Origin of the sequence: Nocardioides sp. zg-1308, assembly GCF_013155375.1 — a bacterium.
Taxonomy (GTDB): domain Bacteria; phylum Actinomycetota; class Actinomycetes; order Propionibacteriales; family Nocardioidaceae; genus Nocardioides; species Nocardioides renjunii.
In genome coordinates this window covers 137,091-152,514 of record NZ_JABJQY010000001.1, presented here as the reverse complement: position 1 = coordinate 152,514, position 15,424 = coordinate 137,091, and the positions used below count along the sequence as shown (strand labels likewise).

Genomic DNA, 15,424 nt, shown 5'->3' with positions numbered 1-15,424 from the left:
GTCCGCGCCGAGAGCCGCTCTGGCGGGTGTCCGCGGCTCGTGGCAGGGTCGGGGCATGAGCGACCCGAGTCCCGACCCGCGGGCGGTGCTGAGCCACGACGACCTGCTGGCCGCAGGGCTCGACGACTGGCGCAGCGTCCTCCGCCGGCTCAAGGCCCGGTTCCGCACGGGCGACTTCGCCACCGGGCTGGCCCTCGTCGACCGGATCGGGGCCGCCGCCGAGGAGGCCGACCACCATCCCGCCGTGTCGCTGACGTATCCCGAGGTGGTCGTGACGCTGTCGAGCCACGACGTCGGCGGCATCACCAGCCGCGACGTCGACCTGGCGCGCCGGATCAGCGGGTTCGCCGCCGAGATGGGTGTCAGCGCCGACGTCTCCGGGCTCACCGGCTTCGAGGTGGGCCTCGACACGGGGGACGCGGCCGGGCTCGACGGGTTCTACGCCGCGCTCCTCGGCGCCGAGGTCCGCGACGGGGAGCCGGTGGACCCCAGCGGGCAGGTCCCCGGGCTGTGGTTCCAGGTGCCGGACGCCGAGGGCTCGGACGAGGACCCCTCGCTGCCGCCGCAGGACCACGAGCAGCGCTGGCACCTCGACGTCTGGGTGCCGCACGACGAGGCCGAGCACCGGCTGCAGGCCGTGCTGGACGCCGGCGGGAGGCTGGTCAGCGACGCGGCCGCCCCGTCGTTCTGGGTCGTCGAGGACCGCGACGGCAACCGGTCCTGCATCTGCACACCGCTCGACCGCTGAGCCCTGCTTCCGCGCCCGTCCGGCCACATGTCGAGACGCAGATTCCACATGCTGGGACGACTGTCACACTTGCTTGACGCCGGACGGCCCCGGCGACGACGGTTGTCGCATGCGCACCGAGATTCTTGTACGCACGCGACGCGTGGGCTGAGGTCACCAGACCCCACCGCACACGCGTCACCCCTCGTCGCCCACCGGGCCGAGGGGTTTTTTGTTGGGCTGACGAGGAAAGAAGAACCATGACGGAGCAGGACGGACAGGCCACCGGGTCGGTCTCCGGGGCCCAGAGCCTCGTCACCTCCCTGGAGGCGGCCGGCGTCACCGACATCTTCGGCATCCCGGGCGGCGCGATCCTCCCGGCCTACGACCCGCTGATGGACTCCACGCGGATCCGGCACGTCCTCGTACGCCACGAGCAGGGCGCCGGCCACGCCGCCCAGGGCTACGCCGCGGCCACCGGCCGCGTCGGCGTGTGCATGGCGACGTCCGGCCCCGGCGCCACCAACCTGGTCACCCCGCTGGCCGACGCGCACATGGACTCCGTGCCGATGGTCGCCGTCACCGGTCAGGTCGGCGCCTCGATGATCGGCACCGACGCCTTCCAGGAGGCCGACATCCGCGGCATCACGATGCCGATCACCAAGCACAACTTCCTCGTCACCGACCCCGCCGACATCCCGCGCACGATCGCCGAGGCCTTCCACCTCGCCTCGACGGGCCGGCCCGGCCCGGTGCTGGTCGACATCGCCAAGTCCGCCCTCCAGGCGCAGACGACGTTCGCCTGGCCGAGCGAGCTGCACCTGCCCGGCTACCGCCCGGTGACGACCCCGCACGCCAAGCAGATCAAGGAGGCCGTGCGCCTCGTCAAGGACGCGCGCCGGCCGGTGCTCTACGTCGGCGGCGGCGTGATCCGCGCCGGCGCCTCGCGCGAGCTGGCCCAGCTCGCCGCGCTGACCGGCATCCCCGTCGTCACCACCCTGATGGCGCGCGGAGCCTTCCCCGACAGCCACCCGCAGCACCTCGGCATGCCGGGCATGCACGGCACCGTGGCCGCCGTCGCGGGCCTGCAGAAGAGCGACCTCATCATCAGCCTCGGCGCCCGCTTCGACGACCGGGTCACCGGCAACCTCGACTCGTTCGCCCCGCAGGCGCAGGTCATCCACGCCGACATCGACCCGGCGGAGATCGGCAAGAACCGCCACGCCGACGTGCCCATCGTCGGCGACTGCAAGGAGGTCATCGCCCAGATGGTGGCGCTCCTGCGCGCCGAGGGCGCCGACGGCGACTACGAGGCGTGGGTCGCCTTCCTGGCCGGGATCAAGAAGCGCTACCCGCTCGGCTACGACGCCCCCGACACCGGCCTCGCCCCGCAGTACGTCATCGAGCGGCTGGGGGCGATCGCCGGGCCCGACACGATCTTCACCTCGGGGGTCGGCCAGCACCAGATGTGGGCCGCGCAGTTCATCGGCTACGAGAAGCCGCACACCTGGCTGAACTCGGGCGGCCTCGGCACGATGGGCTACTCGGTGCCCGCGGCGATGGGCGCCAAGGTCGGGATGCCCGACACCACCGTGTGGGCCATCGACGGCGACGGGTGCTTCCAGATGACCAACCAGGAGCTGGCGACCTGCGCGATCAACGACATCCCGATCAAGGTCGCGATCATCAACAACGAGTCGCTCGGCATGGTCCGGCAGTGGCAGACGCTGTTCTACAACGAGCGCTACTCCAACACCGACCTGCACTCGAAGCGGATCCCCGACTTCGTCAAGCTCGCCGAGGCCTACGGCTGCGTCGGCCTGGCCTGCGAGTCCCCCGGGGAGGTCGACGCCACGATCGAGAAGGCGATGGCCATCGACGACCGGCCGGTGGTCGTGGACTTCCGCGTCCACCGCGACGCCATGGTGTGGCCGATGGTCGCCGCCGGCACGAGCAACGACGAGATCAAGTACGCGCGCGACCTCGCCCCGCAGTTCGACGAGGTCGAGGACGACTGGGAGGTCCGAGCCTGATGAGCAAGCACACCCTGTCCGTCCTGGTGGAGAACAAGCCGGGCGTCCTCGCGCGCATCGCCGGCCTGTTCTCGCGGCGCGGCTTCAACATCGACAGCCTCGCCGTCGGGCCGACCGAGCACCCCGAGGTCTCCCGGATGACCATCGTGGTCAACGTGGAGGAGTCGCCGCTCGAGCAGGTCACCAAGCAGCTCAACAAGCTGGTCGAGGTGATCAAGATCGTCGAGCTCGACGGAGGCGGGTCGGTCAACCGCGAGCTGCTGCTGGTCAAGGTCCGCGCCGACGCCACGACCCGGGGCGCGGTGCTCGACGCCGTCCAGCTGTTCCGCGCCAAGGTGGTCGACGTCGCCCCCGACGCGGTCACCGTCCAGGCGGTCGGCAACGCCGACAAGCTCGCCGACCTGCTCCGCGTGCTCGAGCCCTTCGGCATCCGCGAGCTCGTCCAGTCCGGCATGGTCGCGATCGGCCGCGGCTCGCGCTCGATCAGCGAGCGCTCGCACCGCCCCGTCGCCGTCCCGGCGCCGCCGTCCGCCCTCGCCACCTGAGCGAGGTCTCCACCCACGATCCCGAGACGCCGCTCGTCCCACGCGGCTGCTCGACCACCGAGTGTCACCCCACCCCCGCCCCACCCACGAAGGAGAGCCCCTGTGGCTGAGATGTTCTACGACGACGACGCCGACCTGAGCCTGATCCAGGGCAAGAACGTCGCGGTGATCGGCTACGGCAGCCAGGGCCACGCCCACGCGCTGTCCCTGCGCGACTCCGGTGTCGACGTCCGGATCGGCCTGCAGCCGGGCTCGAAGAGCCGCGACAAGGCCGAGGCCGAGGGCCTGCGCGTCCTCACGCCGCGCGAGGCGGCGGAGGAGTCCGACCTCATCGTGATCCTGGCGCCCGACCAGCACCAGCGGAAGCTCTACGCCGAGGAGATCGAGCCTGCGCTCACCCCGGGCGACACCCTGGTCTTCGGCCACGGCTTCAACATCCGCTTCGGCTACATCACCCCGCCCGAGGGCGTCGACGTCTTCATGGTGGCCCCGAAGGGTCCCGGCCACCTGGTGCGCCGCGAGTACGTCGACGGCCGCGGCGTCCCCGTCCTCGTGGCCGTGGAGAAGGACGAGTCCGGCAAGGCCTGGGACGTCGCCCTGTCCTACGCCAAGGCCATCGGCGGCCTGCGGGCCGGCGGGATCAGGACGACGTTCACCGAGGAGACCGAGACCGATCTCTTCGGCGAGCAGGCCGTGCTGTGCGGCGGCGCCTCGCAGTTGGTGCAGTACGGCTTCGAGGTGCTGACCGAGGCCGGCTACCAGCCCGAGGTGGCCTACTTCGAGTGCCTGCACGAGCTCAAGCTCATCGTCGACCTGATGTACGAGGGCGGCATCGCCAAGCAGCGCTGGTCGGTGTCCGACACCGCCGAGTTCGGCGACTACGTCTCGGGACCGCGGGTGATCACCCCCGACGTGAAGAAGAACATGGAGGACGTGCTCGCCGACATCAAGAACGGCGCGTTCGCCGAGCGCTTCATCACCGACATGGACAGCGGCTCGCCGGAGTTCACCGAGTTCCGCAAGAAGGGTGAGTCCCACCCGATCGAGCAGACCGGCCGCGAGCTGCGCAAGCTCATGGCGTGGGTGAAGTCGCACGACTCCGACTACGTCGAGGGCACCGCCGCGCGCTGATCGCGCGTCGGAGCGCTGGCATGAGCACCTACACCCACGGGCACGCCGAGGCCGTCCTGCGCTCCCACCGGTGGCGCACGGCGGCCAACTCGGCGGCGTACCTCCTGCCCCACCTCCACGCCGGGCAGCGCCTGCTCGACGTCGGGTCGGGTCCCGGCACCATCACCGCGGACCTGGCCCGGCTGGTGGGGGAGGTGGTGGCGCTCGAGGTCACCGACGAGGCCGCCGACCTGACCCGCGCCGAGCTCGAGCGGCAGGGTGTCACCAACGCGACCGTGGTCGTGGGGGACGTGCACGCGCTGGAGGCGCTCCGGGGGCCCGCCGCCGGCGGCTTCGACGTCGTCCACGCGCACCAGGTGCTCCAGCACGTCGCCGACCCGGTCGCGGCGCTGCGCCAGATGCTCGCGGCGACCCGCCCGGGCGGCCTGGTCGCCGCGCGGGACAGCGACTACGGCCACTTCTCGTGGCACCCGGCGGCGCCGGGGCTCGACCGCTGGCTCGAGCTCTACGACGCCGCGGCCCGCGCCAACGGCGGCGAGCCGGACGCCGGCCGGATGCTGCTGGCCTGGGCGCACGCCGCCGGTGCCACCGACGTGGTGGCCGGGTCCTCGACCTGGTGCTACGCCGACCCGCAGGACCGCGCGTGGTGGGGCGGACTGTGGGCCGACCGCATCACCTCCACCATGCTCGCCCGCCAGCTGGTGGAGGAGGGCCGGGCGAGCGCCGAGGAGCTGGCGGGGATCGCCGACGCCTGGCGCTCGTGGGCCGCCCACCCGGACGGCTGGTTCTCGGTGCTGCACGGCGAGGTCCTGGTCCGCGCCTGATTCGCGCCTGACCCGCGCCTGATCCGCGCCCGGCCGTCTCGCCGTCGCTCGGGATTAGGTGTGCCTAACCTTGGGTGTAGTCTGCACGGCTGTGCTGGCGAACTACCTGATCGGGCTGCGCGAAGGGCTGGAAGCGGCCCTCGTCGTGAGCATCCTGGTCGCCTACCTGGTCAAGACCGACCGGCGTCACCTGCTGCCGCGGGTGTGGGCCGGCGTCGGCATCGCCGTGCTCATGAGCGTGGCGGTGACCCTCGGGCTCGGGCTCCAGAGCCGCCAGCTCACGTTCCGCACCCAGGAGCTGATCGGCGGCGTGCTGTCGATCGTCGCGGCCGCCTTCGTGACGTGGATGATCTTCTGGATGGCCGGCGCCGCCCGCAGCATCGCCGGCGACCTGCGCGGGCGCGTCGACGCGGCGGCCGACTCCCGGTGGTCGCTGGTGGTGGTCGCGTTCCTGGCCGTCGGTCGCGAGGGCCTCGAGACCGCGCTCATCCTGTGGACCGCGACCCGCACCGCGACCGGGCGGGACCTGCCCGAGGCCGCGCCCGTGACCTCCACGCCGCTGCTCGCCGCCGTCCTCGGCATCGCGACCGCGGTCGTGCTCGGCCACCTGGTCTACCGCGGGGCGGTGAGGATCAACCTGACCCGCTTCTTCACCTGGACCGGCGTGCTGCTGATCTTCGTCGCGGCCGGCGTCCTGTCCTACGGCATGCACGACCTGCAGGAGGCCGGCGTGCTGCCCGGCCTCGACGCGGTGATGTTCGACGTCAGCAACGTCCTCCCGCCCGGCTCGTTCCTCGCGACGCTGCTCAAGGGCTTCTTCAACTTCTCGCCCGCCACGACGTGGGTGGAGGGCCTGGTCTGGCTCGCCTACGTCGCGGTGGTCCTCCCGCTCTTCCTGTCCCGCATCCGCAGACGCCAGTCCTCGACCCCTCGCCCGGCCGCCGAGCCGGTCGCGTCCTGACCCTCTCGTCCTGACCCTCTCGTCCTGACCCTTCCCGAAGGAACCCCCGCATGAGCCGCCCCACCTCCCGCGCCGCCCTCCGTACGCCGGCCCGTACGTCGGCCCGCGCCGTCGTCGGTGCCACCGCGCTGGTCGCCGCGCTCGCCGCCTGCGGCACCGAGAGCACCGCGCCGACGGAGCCGTCCGGTGACGGCGCCGACCCGCGCGCCCTCACCGTCGAGTCGTCGGCCGACGCCTGCACGCTCTCGGCGACCGAGGCCCCGGCCGGCACCCTGACCTTCGACGTCACCAACGCCGGCGACCAGGTCACCGAGTTCTACCTGCTCGGCGACGACGGCCTGCGCATCGTCGCGGAGGTCGAGAACGTCGGCCCCAGCATCACCCGCGCGCTGACCGTCAACGCGCCCGCGGGGACGTACGTCACCGCCTGCAAGCCGGGCATGACGGGCGAGGGCATCCGTGGCGAGTTCACCGTGACCGAGTCCGACGAGGAGGTGACGGTCAACGCCGACGAGCAGCAGCTCGTCGACCAGGCCGAGGCCAACTACGCCTCCTACGTCGAGGACCAGTCCGCCCAGCTGCTCGAGAAGACCCGGGAGTTCGTCGACCTCTACACGGGCGGCGAGGACGACGAGGCCCGCGCGCTCTACCCCGTCGCGCGCACCCACTGGGAGCGCATCGAGACCGTCGCGGAGTCGTTCGGTGACCTCGACCCGCTCATGGACGCCCGTGAGGCGGACCTCGAGCCCGGCCAGGAGTGGAGCGGCTGGCACCTGATCGAGAAGGACCTCTGGCCCCAGCGTGCCGAGGACTACACCCCGCTGACCGACGCCGAGCGGGCGACGTACGCCGACGACCTGCTCGCCAACACCGAGGAGCTCGACTCGCGCGTGCAGGAGCTGACCTACACCGTCGACGCGATCGCCAACGGCTCGCGGGGCCTGCTCGAGGAGGTGGCCACCGGCAAGGTGACCGGCGAGGAGGAGTACTGGTCGCGGACCGACCTGTGGGACTTCCAGGCCAACGTCGACGGCGCGAAGGTCGCCTGGGAGGGCGTGCAGCCGATCGTCGAGCCGAAGGACCCCGAGCTCGCCGAGCAGCTCACCACCCGCTTCGACGAGCTCCAGGCCCTGCTCGACGAGCAGCGGGAGGGTGACGGCTTCGTCACCTACGACCAGCTGACGCCGGAGCAGGTCAAGGCGCTCTCCGACGCCGTCAACGCGCTCTCCGAGCCCCTGTCCCGCCTCACCGCGGCGGTGCTGTCCTGACCGAGCAGCCGACCTCCTCCCGGCTCAGCAGGCGCGGCCTGCTGGGCGGGGGAGTCGCGGTCGCGGGCGTCGCCGGGGCCTTCGCCGCCGGGCGCGGCTCGGCGCACGCCGGCGAGGACGACGCCGCCGCGACGGCCTCGGCCGGGCGCCCCGGGACGTACGCCTTCCGCGGCGCGCACCAGGCCGGCATCACCACACCGGCGCAGGACCGGCTGCACTTCGCGGCCTTCGACGTGGTGACCGACGACCGTGACGCGCTGGTCGCGCTGCTGGAGCAGTGGACGCTCGCGGCCGAGCAGATGACCGCCGGCGAGCCCGCGGGCACCGGCGCGGTCGGCGGCGACGTACGCCTGCCTCCCGACGACACGGGAGAGGCGCTCGACCTGCCGGCGAGCGGGCTGACGATCACGTTCGGGTTCGGGCCCTCGCTCTTCCGCGACGCCGACGGCAAGGACCGGTTCGGCCTCGCCGACCGGCAGCCGGCGGCGCTGCGCGAGCTGCCGCACTTCCCCGGAGACGTCCTCGACCCGGCCCGGTCCGGTGGCGACCTGTGCATCCAGGCGTGCGCTGACGACCCGCAGGTCGCCGTGCACGCCGTGCGCAACCTGGCGCGGATCGGCTTCGGCACCGTGTCCGTGCGGTGGTCGCAGCTCGGCTTCGGTCGCACCTCGACGACATCGACCTCCCAGTCGACGCCGCGCAACCTCTTCGGCTTCAAGGACGGCACGGCCAACGTGAAGGCCGAGGAGGCGGCGGCGCTCGAGGAGCACGTCTGGGTCGGCGTCGGCGACGACGCCGGGGCCGGCTGGCTCGCCGGCGGGTCCTACCTCGTCGCGCGGCGGGTCAACATGACCATCGAGGTGTGGGACCGCCAGCCGCTCGGCGACCAGGAGGCCTTCATCGGCCGCACCAAGGGCACCGGGGCGCCGCTGTCGGGCGGCGAGGAGATGACCGAACCCGACTTCGAGATGCCGGGCAGCAACGACCAGCCGGTCATCCCGGTGGACGCGCACGTGCGCGTGGTGCACCCCGGCCAGCACGGCGGCGCCCGGATGCTGCGGCGCGGCTACAACTTCGTCGACGGCTCCAACGCGCTGGGCGGCCTCGACGCCGGCCTGTTCTTCCTCGCCTACGTCCGCGACCCCGCCACGCACTTCGTCCCCGTGCAGCTGGCGATGTCGACGTCCGACGCGCTCGTGGAGTACCTCAAGTTCACCGGCTCCGCGCTGTTCGCCGTCCCGCCGGGAGCGGGCCCGGGGGAGCACGTCGGGCAGGCGCTCTTCACGTGAGGCGAGCGCCGTGATCCTGAGACGCTGGCGCGGGGCCGTCCGGCCGGAGGACGCCGAGGACTACCTGCGCCACCAGGACGAGACCGGCGTGCGGGAGTACCGCGGGACGCCGGGCAACCTCGGTGCCCTGGTCCTGCGCCGCGACCGCCCGGACGGCCTCGTCGAGGTGGTCGCGCTGTCGCTGTGGCGCTCGATGGAGGACGTACGCCGCTTCGCCGGCGACGAGCCGGAGGTGGCGGTGTTCTACCCCGGCGACGACGACCTCCTCGCCGAGAAGGACGCCCACGTCGACCACTTCGAGGTGACCGGCGCCGACCTCGACCCGGGCCTGCTCGAGCACCTCGGTTGAGCGCTCGGGGGACCCCTTCCTCGACCAGCGGACGATGGTGCGCGACGATTCGGTCATGAGCCACACCGCCACCACCGGCCCCGGGGTCGAGCAGACGCGCCGCCTCGGCGTCGAGACCACGGGCATCGAGATCATCGAGGAGTCCGAGCGCACCGCCCGCCCCCGCGACCTGTTCTGGCCGTGGTTCGCGGCCAACGTCTCGGTCTTCGGCATCAGCTACGGCTCGTTCGTGCTGGGCTTCGCCATCTCGTTCCGCCAGGCGCTCGTCGTGACGGTCGTCGGCGTCATCGTGTCCTTCGCGCTGTGCGGGATCATCGCGATCGCCGGCAAGCGCGGGTCGGCGCCGACGATGGTCCTCAGCCGCGCGGCCTTCGGCGTCAACGGCCAGAAGGTCCCGGGCGTCGTCTCGTGGCTGGTCTCGATCGGGTGGGAGACCTTCCTCGCGATCCTCGCCGTGCTGGCGACCGCGACGATCTTCGACCAGCTCGGCTGGGCCTCCGGCACGGGCACCAAGATCGCCGCCACGGTCGTCGTGGCGGCCCTGATCGTGAGCGCGAGCGTCGCCGGCTACCACGTCATCATGCGGATGCAGTCGGTCCTCACGTGGATCACCGGGCTCGCCACGATCGTCTACGTCCTGCTCACCCTCGACGAGATCGACTGGGCGGCGGTGCAGGAGATCCCCGACGGCAGCGCGCAGCAGATGGTCGGTGCGCTCGTCATGGTGATGACTGGCTTCGGCCTCGGCTGGATCAACATCGCGGCCGACTGGTCGCGCTACCAGCACCGCGACGCCAAGGGCTCCTCGATCGTCGCGTGGAACACCTTCGGCGGCGCGATCGCGCCGGTGCTGCTCGTGGTGTTCGGCCTGCTGCTCGCGGGCTCGTCGGGCGAGCTGTCGCTCGGCATCTCCGCCGACCCGATCGGCACCCTCGGCACGCTGCTCCCGACGTGGTTCCTCGTGCCGTTCCTCGTCGCCGCGATCCTCGCCCTCGTCAGCGGTGCCGTGCTCGGCATCTACTCCTCGGGCCTGACCCTGCTCTCGCTGGGCGTGCGGATCCCGCGGCCCGCCGCGGCCTTCGTCGACGGGGTGCTGCTGACCCTGGGCACCATCTGGGTCGTCTTCTTCGCCGAGGACTTCCTCGGCCCGTTCCAGAGCTTCCTCATCACGCTCGGCGTACCGCTCGCTGCGTGGGCCGGCATCATGATCGCCGACATCGCGCTCCGCAAGCGCGACTACGACGAGGACGCCCTCTTCGACGCCCGTGGTCGCTACGGGTCCTTCGACTGGGTGTCCGTCGGCACGATGGTCGGCGCCTCGGTCCTCGGCTGGGGCCTCGTGGTCAACAACTTCGCCGCCGACGCCGCCTGGAACAACTGGCAGGGCTTCCTCCTCGAGCCTCTGGGCCTCGGGACGTACGTCGACGACGCCGCCGGCCCCTACTGGGAGGGTCCGTGGGCCTACGCCAACCTCGGCGTCCTGCTCGCGCTGGTCCTCGGCTTCGTCGTCACCTACGTCGCGCGTCGCTCGACGGTGCGCCGCCAGGAGGCCTCAGTCCGGCTCCCTACGGGTTGAGTCGCTGAGAGACTCAAGCCGCAGGACGCGGTCCCTACGGGTTGAGTCGCTCAGAGACTCAAGCTTCAGGTCCCGGTTCCTAGGGGTTGAGTCGCTGAGAGACTCAAGGCCTAGTGACCCGGGGAACACGCAGGTCAACGGCGGTGTTGGGACCCGTGTGAAGATCGAGATCTGGTCCGACGTCGTCTGCCCCTGGTGCTACATCGGCAAGCGCCGCATCGAGAACGCGCTCGCGCAGTTCGAGCACGCCGACGACGTCGAGGTGCACTGGCGGTCCTACCAGCTCGACCCGGGTGCGCCGCTCGAGGCGACGGAGAAGTCGTCGGCGATGCTGGCCCGCAAGTACGGCCAGTCGCCCGCCGGCGTCCAGCAGATGCAGGACCGGGTCGAGGCCGTCGCGGCCGAGGAGGGGCTGGTCTACCGGCTCTCGGAGACCCTCCACCTCAACACCGTCGACGCCCACCGCGTCATCCACCTCGCGCACGATCAGGGCGGCAACGAGCTGCAGGGCCGGGTGAAGGAGGCGCTGCTGCACGCGTACTTCACCGAGGCGCGCAATGTGGCCGACCACGCCGTCCTCCGCGAGGTCGCCGTCGGCGCCGGTGTGGACGCGGCCCGGGTCGACGAGGTGCTGGCCGGCACGGAGTACACCTCCGACGTCCACGCCGACATCGAGCAGGCGCAGGCCTACGGCGCGACCGGCGTGCCGTTCTTCGTGGTCGACGAGAAGTACGGCGTCTCCGGGGCGCAGCCCACCGAGGTGTTCACCCAGGTCCTCGACCGGGCCTGGTCGGAGTCGCACCCCCGCATCGAGGTCCTCGCGACCGGCGACGAGTGCGGACCGGACGGCTGCGCGATCTGAGCTCGAGCGCCGACGGCGTCGCCTGACCTAGCGGGACTTCTCGCCGCGCGCCGCCATCTCGGCCGTGGTCTCGACGCGGACGGCACGGGTGTCCGGCCGCTTGGCCAGCACGATCCACGTGAGGATGAGCTTCTGCGCCGAGGCCGACCACGACTGCCAGTGCTCGCGAGCGCCGGGGAACCGGTCGAAGGCCGACGCCAGGTCGGCGGGGACGACCAGGTCCTCGACGTCGTCCATCAGCGTCCACATGCCCGTCTCCTTGGCCACCGCCACGGCCGCGGCCCCGGCTGGCTCCATCAGCCCGGCCTCCTCGAGCCGCGCGACGCGGCCCTTGTTGATCCGGGTCCACATGCTGCCCTTGCGGCGCGGGGCGAACCACATCATCGTGCGGTCCTCGTCCACGGGCTTCACCGTCGAGTCGACCCAGCCGTAGCGCAGCGCCTCGAGCACGGCCTCCTCGTAGGAGAACGGCCGGTCGACGGCCCTGCGCGGGCTGACCAGCCACGCCCCCGACGGCTGGGTGTGGTGCTCACGCAGCCACGCGCTCCACTCCTCGACCGTCGCCGGGGACAGCCGCTCCGCCTCGTCCATCGCGCCCATGGGCTCAGGCTAGGGGTCACCTCCCACAGCGTGGACGGGTTCGTGGGCGTGCGGACCCGCGGGTAGGGTGGATCACGCACAGCGTCGTGCAGCCCCGGACCCACCCTTGACCACGAGGACCCCGCTGTGAGCGCACCCGCCAAGCCCGTCGTACTCATCGCCGAAGAACTGAGCCCCGCCACCATCGAGGCGCTCGGACCGGACTTCGAGATCCGTCACTGCAACGGCGCCGACCGTGCCGAGCTGATCCCCGCGATCGCCGACGTCGACGCGATCCTGGTGCGGTCCGCGACCAAGGTCGACGCCGAGGCGCTCGCCGCCGCGACCCGCCTCAAGGTGATCGCCCGCGCCGGGGTCGGGCTCGACAACGTCGACGTCAAGGCGTCCACCCAGGCCGGCGTCATGGTCGTCAACGCCCCGACCTCCAACATCGTCAGCGCCGCCGAGCTGGCGGTCGCGCTGATGCTCGCCGCCGCCCGGCACATCAGCCCCGCCCACGCCGCCCTGCGCAACGGCGAGTGGAAGCGCTCGAAGTACACCGGCATCGAGCTCTACGAGAAGACCGTCGGCATCGTCGGCCTCGGTCGCATCGGCGTGCTCGTCGCGCAGCGGCTCAGCGCCTTCGGCATGAAGGTCATCGCCTACGACCCCTACGTGCAGGCCGGCCGCGCCGCGCAGATGGGCGTCCGCCTCGTCGACCTCGACACGCTGCTCGCCGAGTCCGACTTCATGAGCGTCCACCTGCCCAAGACACCCGAGACGGTGGGCCTCATCGGCGCCGAGCAGCTGGCCAGGGCGAAGACCAGCCTGGTCCTGGTCAACGCCGCCCGCGGCGGCATCGTCGACGAGGCCGCCCTCTTCGACGCCCTCAAGACCGGTCAGATCGCGGCCGCCGGCCTCGACGTCTTCGCGACCGAGCCGTGCACCGACAGCCCCCTCTTCGAGCTCGACAACGTCGTCGCGACGCCCCACCTCGGCGCCTCGACCGACGAGGCGCAGGAGAAGGCCGGCATCGCCGTCGCCCGGTCCGTGCGCCTCGCGCTGAGCGGCGAGCTCGTCCCCGACGCGGTCAACGTCCAGGGCGGCGTCATCGCCGAGGACGTCCGTCCCGGCATCCCGCTGACCGAGAAGCTCGGTCGCGTCTTCACCGCGCTGGCGGGCGAGGTCGCCCAGCAGCTCGACGTCGAGGTCCGCGGCGAGATCACCGAGTACGACGTCAAGGTCCTCGAGCTGGCCGCCCTCAAGGGCGTCTTCGCCGACATCGTCGAGGAGCAGGTCTCCTACGTCAACGCGCCCCTGCTCGCCGCCGAGCGCGGCACGGAGGTGCGCCTGGTGACCGAGTCGGAGAGCCCCGACCACCGCAACCTGATCACGCTGCGCGGGACGCTCGCGGACGGCACGCAGGTGTCGGTCAGCGGCACGCTCGTCGGCATCGCGCAGAAGGAGCGGCTCGTCGAGGTCAACGGCTTCGACGTCGACATCGAGCCCACCACCCACCTCGCCTTCGTCACCTACGAGGACCGCCCCGGCATGGTCGGCGTCGTCGGCGGCATCCTCGGCGACGCCGCGGTCAACATCGCCGGCATGCAGGTCTCGCGCCAGGACCGGGGCGGCGAGGCGCTGGTCGCGCTGAGCGTCGACTCGGCGATCACGGCCGAGACGCTCGCCCAGATCCAGACGGCCATGCAGGCCGCGTCGGTCCGCGTCGTCGACCTGTCCTGACCCGACTGCCGGCCCGACTCCCGCTCAGGCGACCATCACCCGGCCGGCCGCGCTCCTCGTCGCCGGCCGGGTGGCGTCGCCGGACACGTGCTCCCACGCCGTGGCCACGCGGCGTACGGCCTCGGTGAGGACCTCCGGCGACGCCGTCCAGGGGATGCGGACGAACCGGTCGAGGCCGCCCTCCACCGCGAACACCGGCCCGGGCGCCACCACCAGTCCGCGCCGCTCGGCCTCGACGGTCGTGGCCGTGCCGAGCGCCGCGGGCAGCTCGCACCAGAGCGCGAGCCCGCCGTCCGGGATGCGGAAGCGCCACTCCGGCAGGTGCTCACCGAGCGCCGCGACGAGGGCGTCGCGTCCGGCCAGGAGGCGCCGGCGGTGCACGGGCAGGACCTCGTCGGCCCGGTCCATCAGGTCGGCCAGCACCAGCTGTTCGAGCACGGGCGCGCCCAGGTCGAGGCCGATGCGGGCGTGGATCAGCCGGTCCATGTCGGCGAGCGGCGCACGCACCCAGCCCAGCCGCAGGCCGCCCCAGTAGGACTTGCTCGCGCTGCCGATGGTGATCGCGTCGTCGGCGTACGCCGCGAGCGGGCGCGGCATCGCCCCGGCCAGCTCCGGCTCCAGGGCGAGCGCCTGGTGCGCCTCGTCGGCCACCACGACCGTGCGGGTGCGGGCCAGCGCCGTGGCCAGCTCCTCGCGCTGGGAGTCGGACATGAGGTGACCGGTGGGGTTCTGGAAGTCGGGGATGAGGTAGGCGAGCCGGGGCGAGGTCTGGCGCAGCGTGGCGGCGAGCGCGTCGAGGTCCCAGCCGTCGGGGTCGACGGTGGCAGGCACCAGCCGGGCGCCGGCGTGCTGCACGGCCTGCGTGGCGTTGGGGTAGGTCGGCGACTCGACGACCACCCGCTCGCCGGGCGCCGTGTAGGCCTGGGCGACGACCGACGCCGCGGCGAGCGCCCCCGCGGTGACCATCACCTGCTCCGGCACGGTGGGCAGCCCCCGGGCGTCGTACGACGCCGCGATCCGCGCCTGCAGCGCCGGCACGCCGAGCGGGAAGTAGCCCGGGCCGCTGAGGTAGGCGGGCAGCTCCTCGGTGGCGCGCCGGTAGGCCTCGATCAGGCCGGGCGGTGCGGAGTGCGCCGCGCAGTTGAGGTCGATGACGTCCCGCCCGCCGTGCCCGGGCATGAGGGCGCGGTCGTGCGCGCGCCGCTGCCCGCCCGGCACGGTGGTGAAGGTGCCCGACCCGCGGCGCGCCTCGGCGTACCCGGACTCGCGCAGCACCTCGTAGGCCCGCGTGACGGTCGTCCGCGACACGTCGAGGACGCCGGTCAGGTCGCGCTCGCTCGGCAGCCGGACGTCGATGCCCACCCGGCCGTCGCCGATGAGGACGCGCAGGCTCTCGGCGAGACCGAGGTAGGCCGGCGAGCGCGGGAAGTCGCCGACGAGGGTGGCTACGCGCTGTGCGCTGATGACGCGGCTCATGCAGGCCACCATTCCACGATTGGCTATTCCGGACAAGGCCAATGTGCGTCCACACTGGAGT

Annotated in this window: 14 protein-coding genes; 12 read left to right on the top strand and 2 right to left on the bottom strand. The window is 72.3% G+C overall.

Annotated features, from left to right (window positions below; translation table 11 throughout):
• Window positions 1-55 precede the first annotated feature (55 nt).
• The 11 genes from HN031_RS00755 to HN031_RS00705 all read left to right on the top strand — a co-directional run bounded on the left by HN031_RS00755 (window position 56) and on the right by HN031_RS00705 (window position 11,565).
• Window positions 56-748: a 4a-hydroxytetrahydrobiopterin dehydratase gene (locus HN031_RS00755; RefSeq protein ID WP_172264917.1), complete on the top strand. Its 693-nt coding sequence runs from the start codon at window positions 56-58 to the stop codon at window positions 746-748.
• 239 nt (window positions 749-987) lie between these two features.
• The gene (locus HN031_RS00750; protein WP_172264914.1) at window positions 988-2,760 is read left to right on the top strand and encodes an acetolactate synthase large subunit; all 1,773 of its coding nucleotides are present in this window, start codon (window positions 988-990) and stop codon (window positions 2,758-2,760) included.
• Window positions 2,760-3,305 (top strand): acetolactate synthase small subunit, encoded by a 546-nt coding sequence (ilvN, locus tag HN031_RS00745; protein WP_172264911.1) that lies wholly within the window; start codon window positions 2,760-2,762, stop codon window positions 3,303-3,305. The genes HN031_RS00750 and ilvN overlap by 1 nt, the downstream gene beginning before the upstream one ends.
• A 102-nt stretch (window positions 3,306-3,407) precedes the next feature.
• Window positions 3,408-4,436, top strand: a complete 1,029-nt coding sequence (gene ilvC, locus HN031_RS00740) for a ketol-acid reductoisomerase (RefSeq protein WP_367650611.1) — start codon at window positions 3,408-3,410, stop codon at window positions 4,434-4,436.
• Window positions 4,437-4,456: 20 nt separating this feature from the next.
• A complete protein-coding gene (locus HN031_RS00735) occupies window positions 4,457-5,260 on the top strand; it encodes a methyltransferase domain-containing protein (protein WP_172264907.1) in 804 nt (267 codons plus the stop codon).
• A gap of 91 nt (window positions 5,261-5,351) precedes the next feature.
• Window positions 5,352-6,221: an iron uptake transporter permease EfeU gene (gene efeU, locus HN031_RS00730; RefSeq protein WP_172264904.1), complete on the top strand. Its 870-nt coding sequence runs from the start codon at window positions 5,352-5,354 to the stop codon at window positions 6,219-6,221.
• A gap of 50 nt (window positions 6,222-6,271) precedes the next feature.
• Window positions 6,272-7,489 carry an iron uptake system protein EfeO gene (gene efeO / locus HN031_RS00725; protein ID WP_172264901.1) on the top strand — a complete coding sequence of 406 codons (1,218 nt, stop codon included), beginning with the start codon at window positions 6,272-6,274 and terminating at the stop codon, window positions 7,487-7,489.
• Window positions 7,486-8,778, top strand: coding sequence for an iron uptake transporter deferrochelatase/peroxidase subunit (gene efeB, locus HN031_RS00720; protein ID WP_172265420.1), 1,293 nt, complete (start codon window positions 7,486-7,488; stop codon window positions 8,776-8,778). Before efeO ends, efeB begins: the two co-directional genes overlap by 4 nt.
• 10 nt (window positions 8,779-8,788) lie before the next feature.
• Window positions 8,789-9,127 (top strand): hypothetical protein, encoded by a 339-nt coding sequence (locus tag HN031_RS00715; protein WP_172264898.1) that lies wholly within the window; start codon window positions 8,789-8,791, stop codon window positions 9,125-9,127.
• 55 nt (window positions 9,128-9,182) lie between these two features.
• Complete coding sequence (locus HN031_RS00710; protein ID WP_172264895.1) at window positions 9,183-10,703, top strand: cytosine permease; 1,521 nt, start codon at window positions 9,183-9,185, stop codon at window positions 10,701-10,703.
• Between the two features lie 157 nt (window positions 10,704-10,860).
• Window positions 10,861-11,565, top strand: coding sequence for a DsbA family oxidoreductase (locus tag HN031_RS00705; RefSeq protein WP_172264892.1), 705 nt, complete (start codon window positions 10,861-10,863; stop codon window positions 11,563-11,565).
• Window positions 11,566-11,592: 27 nt separating this feature from the next.
• On the opposite strand, the gene HN031_RS00700 is transcribed toward HN031_RS00705, so the two are convergent.
• On the bottom strand, window positions 11,593-12,165 hold the full coding sequence (locus HN031_RS00700; RefSeq protein WP_172264889.1) for a YdeI family protein: 573 nt from the start codon (window positions 12,163-12,165) through the stop codon (window positions 11,593-11,595).
• A gap of 126 nt (window positions 12,166-12,291) precedes the next feature.
• On the opposite strand from HN031_RS00700, the gene serA reads away from it, so the two are divergent.
• Window positions 12,292-13,887, top strand: a complete 1,596-nt coding sequence (serA, locus tag HN031_RS00695) for a phosphoglycerate dehydrogenase (protein ID WP_172264886.1) — start codon at window positions 12,292-12,294, stop codon at window positions 13,885-13,887.
• A 24-nt stretch (window positions 13,888-13,911) separates the two neighbouring features.
• Here the strand turns inward: serA and HN031_RS00690 are convergent, their stop codons facing one another.
• Window positions 13,912-15,363, bottom strand: a complete 1,452-nt coding sequence (locus tag HN031_RS00690; protein ID WP_172264883.1) for a PLP-dependent aminotransferase family protein — start codon at window positions 15,361-15,363, stop codon at window positions 13,912-13,914.
• Between the last annotated feature and the right edge of the window lie 61 nt (window positions 15,364-15,424).

Excerpts from the sequence above, each read along its gene's own strand:
- efeO (WP_172264901.1), top strand. The coding sequence starts at position 6,272 with ATGAGCCGCCCCACCTCCCGCGCCGCCCTCCGTACGCCGGCCCGTACG.
- HN031_RS00690 (WP_172264883.1), bottom strand. The coding sequence starts at position 15,363 with ATGAGCCGCGTCATCAGCGCACAGCGCGTAGCCACCCTCGTCGGCGAC.
- HN031_RS00755 (WP_172264917.1), top strand. The coding sequence starts at position 56 with ATGAGCGACCCGAGTCCCGACCCGCGGGCGGTGCTGAGCCACGACGAC.
- ilvN (WP_172264911.1), top strand. The coding sequence starts at position 2,760 with ATGAGCAAGCACACCCTGTCCGTCCTGGTGGAGAACAAGCCGGGCGTC.
- HN031_RS00710 (WP_172264895.1), top strand. The coding sequence starts at position 9,183 with ATGAGCCACACCGCCACCACCGGCCCCGGGGTCGAGCAGACGCGCCGC.
- HN031_RS00750 (WP_172264914.1), top strand. The coding sequence starts at position 988 with ATGACGGAGCAGGACGGACAGGCCACCGGGTCGGTCTCCGGGGCCCAG.
- HN031_RS00700 (WP_172264889.1), bottom strand. The coding sequence starts at position 12,165 with ATGGGCGCGATGGACGAGGCGGAGCGGCTGTCCCCGGCGACGGTCGAG.
- HN031_RS00735 (WP_172264907.1), top strand. The coding sequence starts at position 4,457 with ATGAGCACCTACACCCACGGGCACGCCGAGGCCGTCCTGCGCTCCCAC.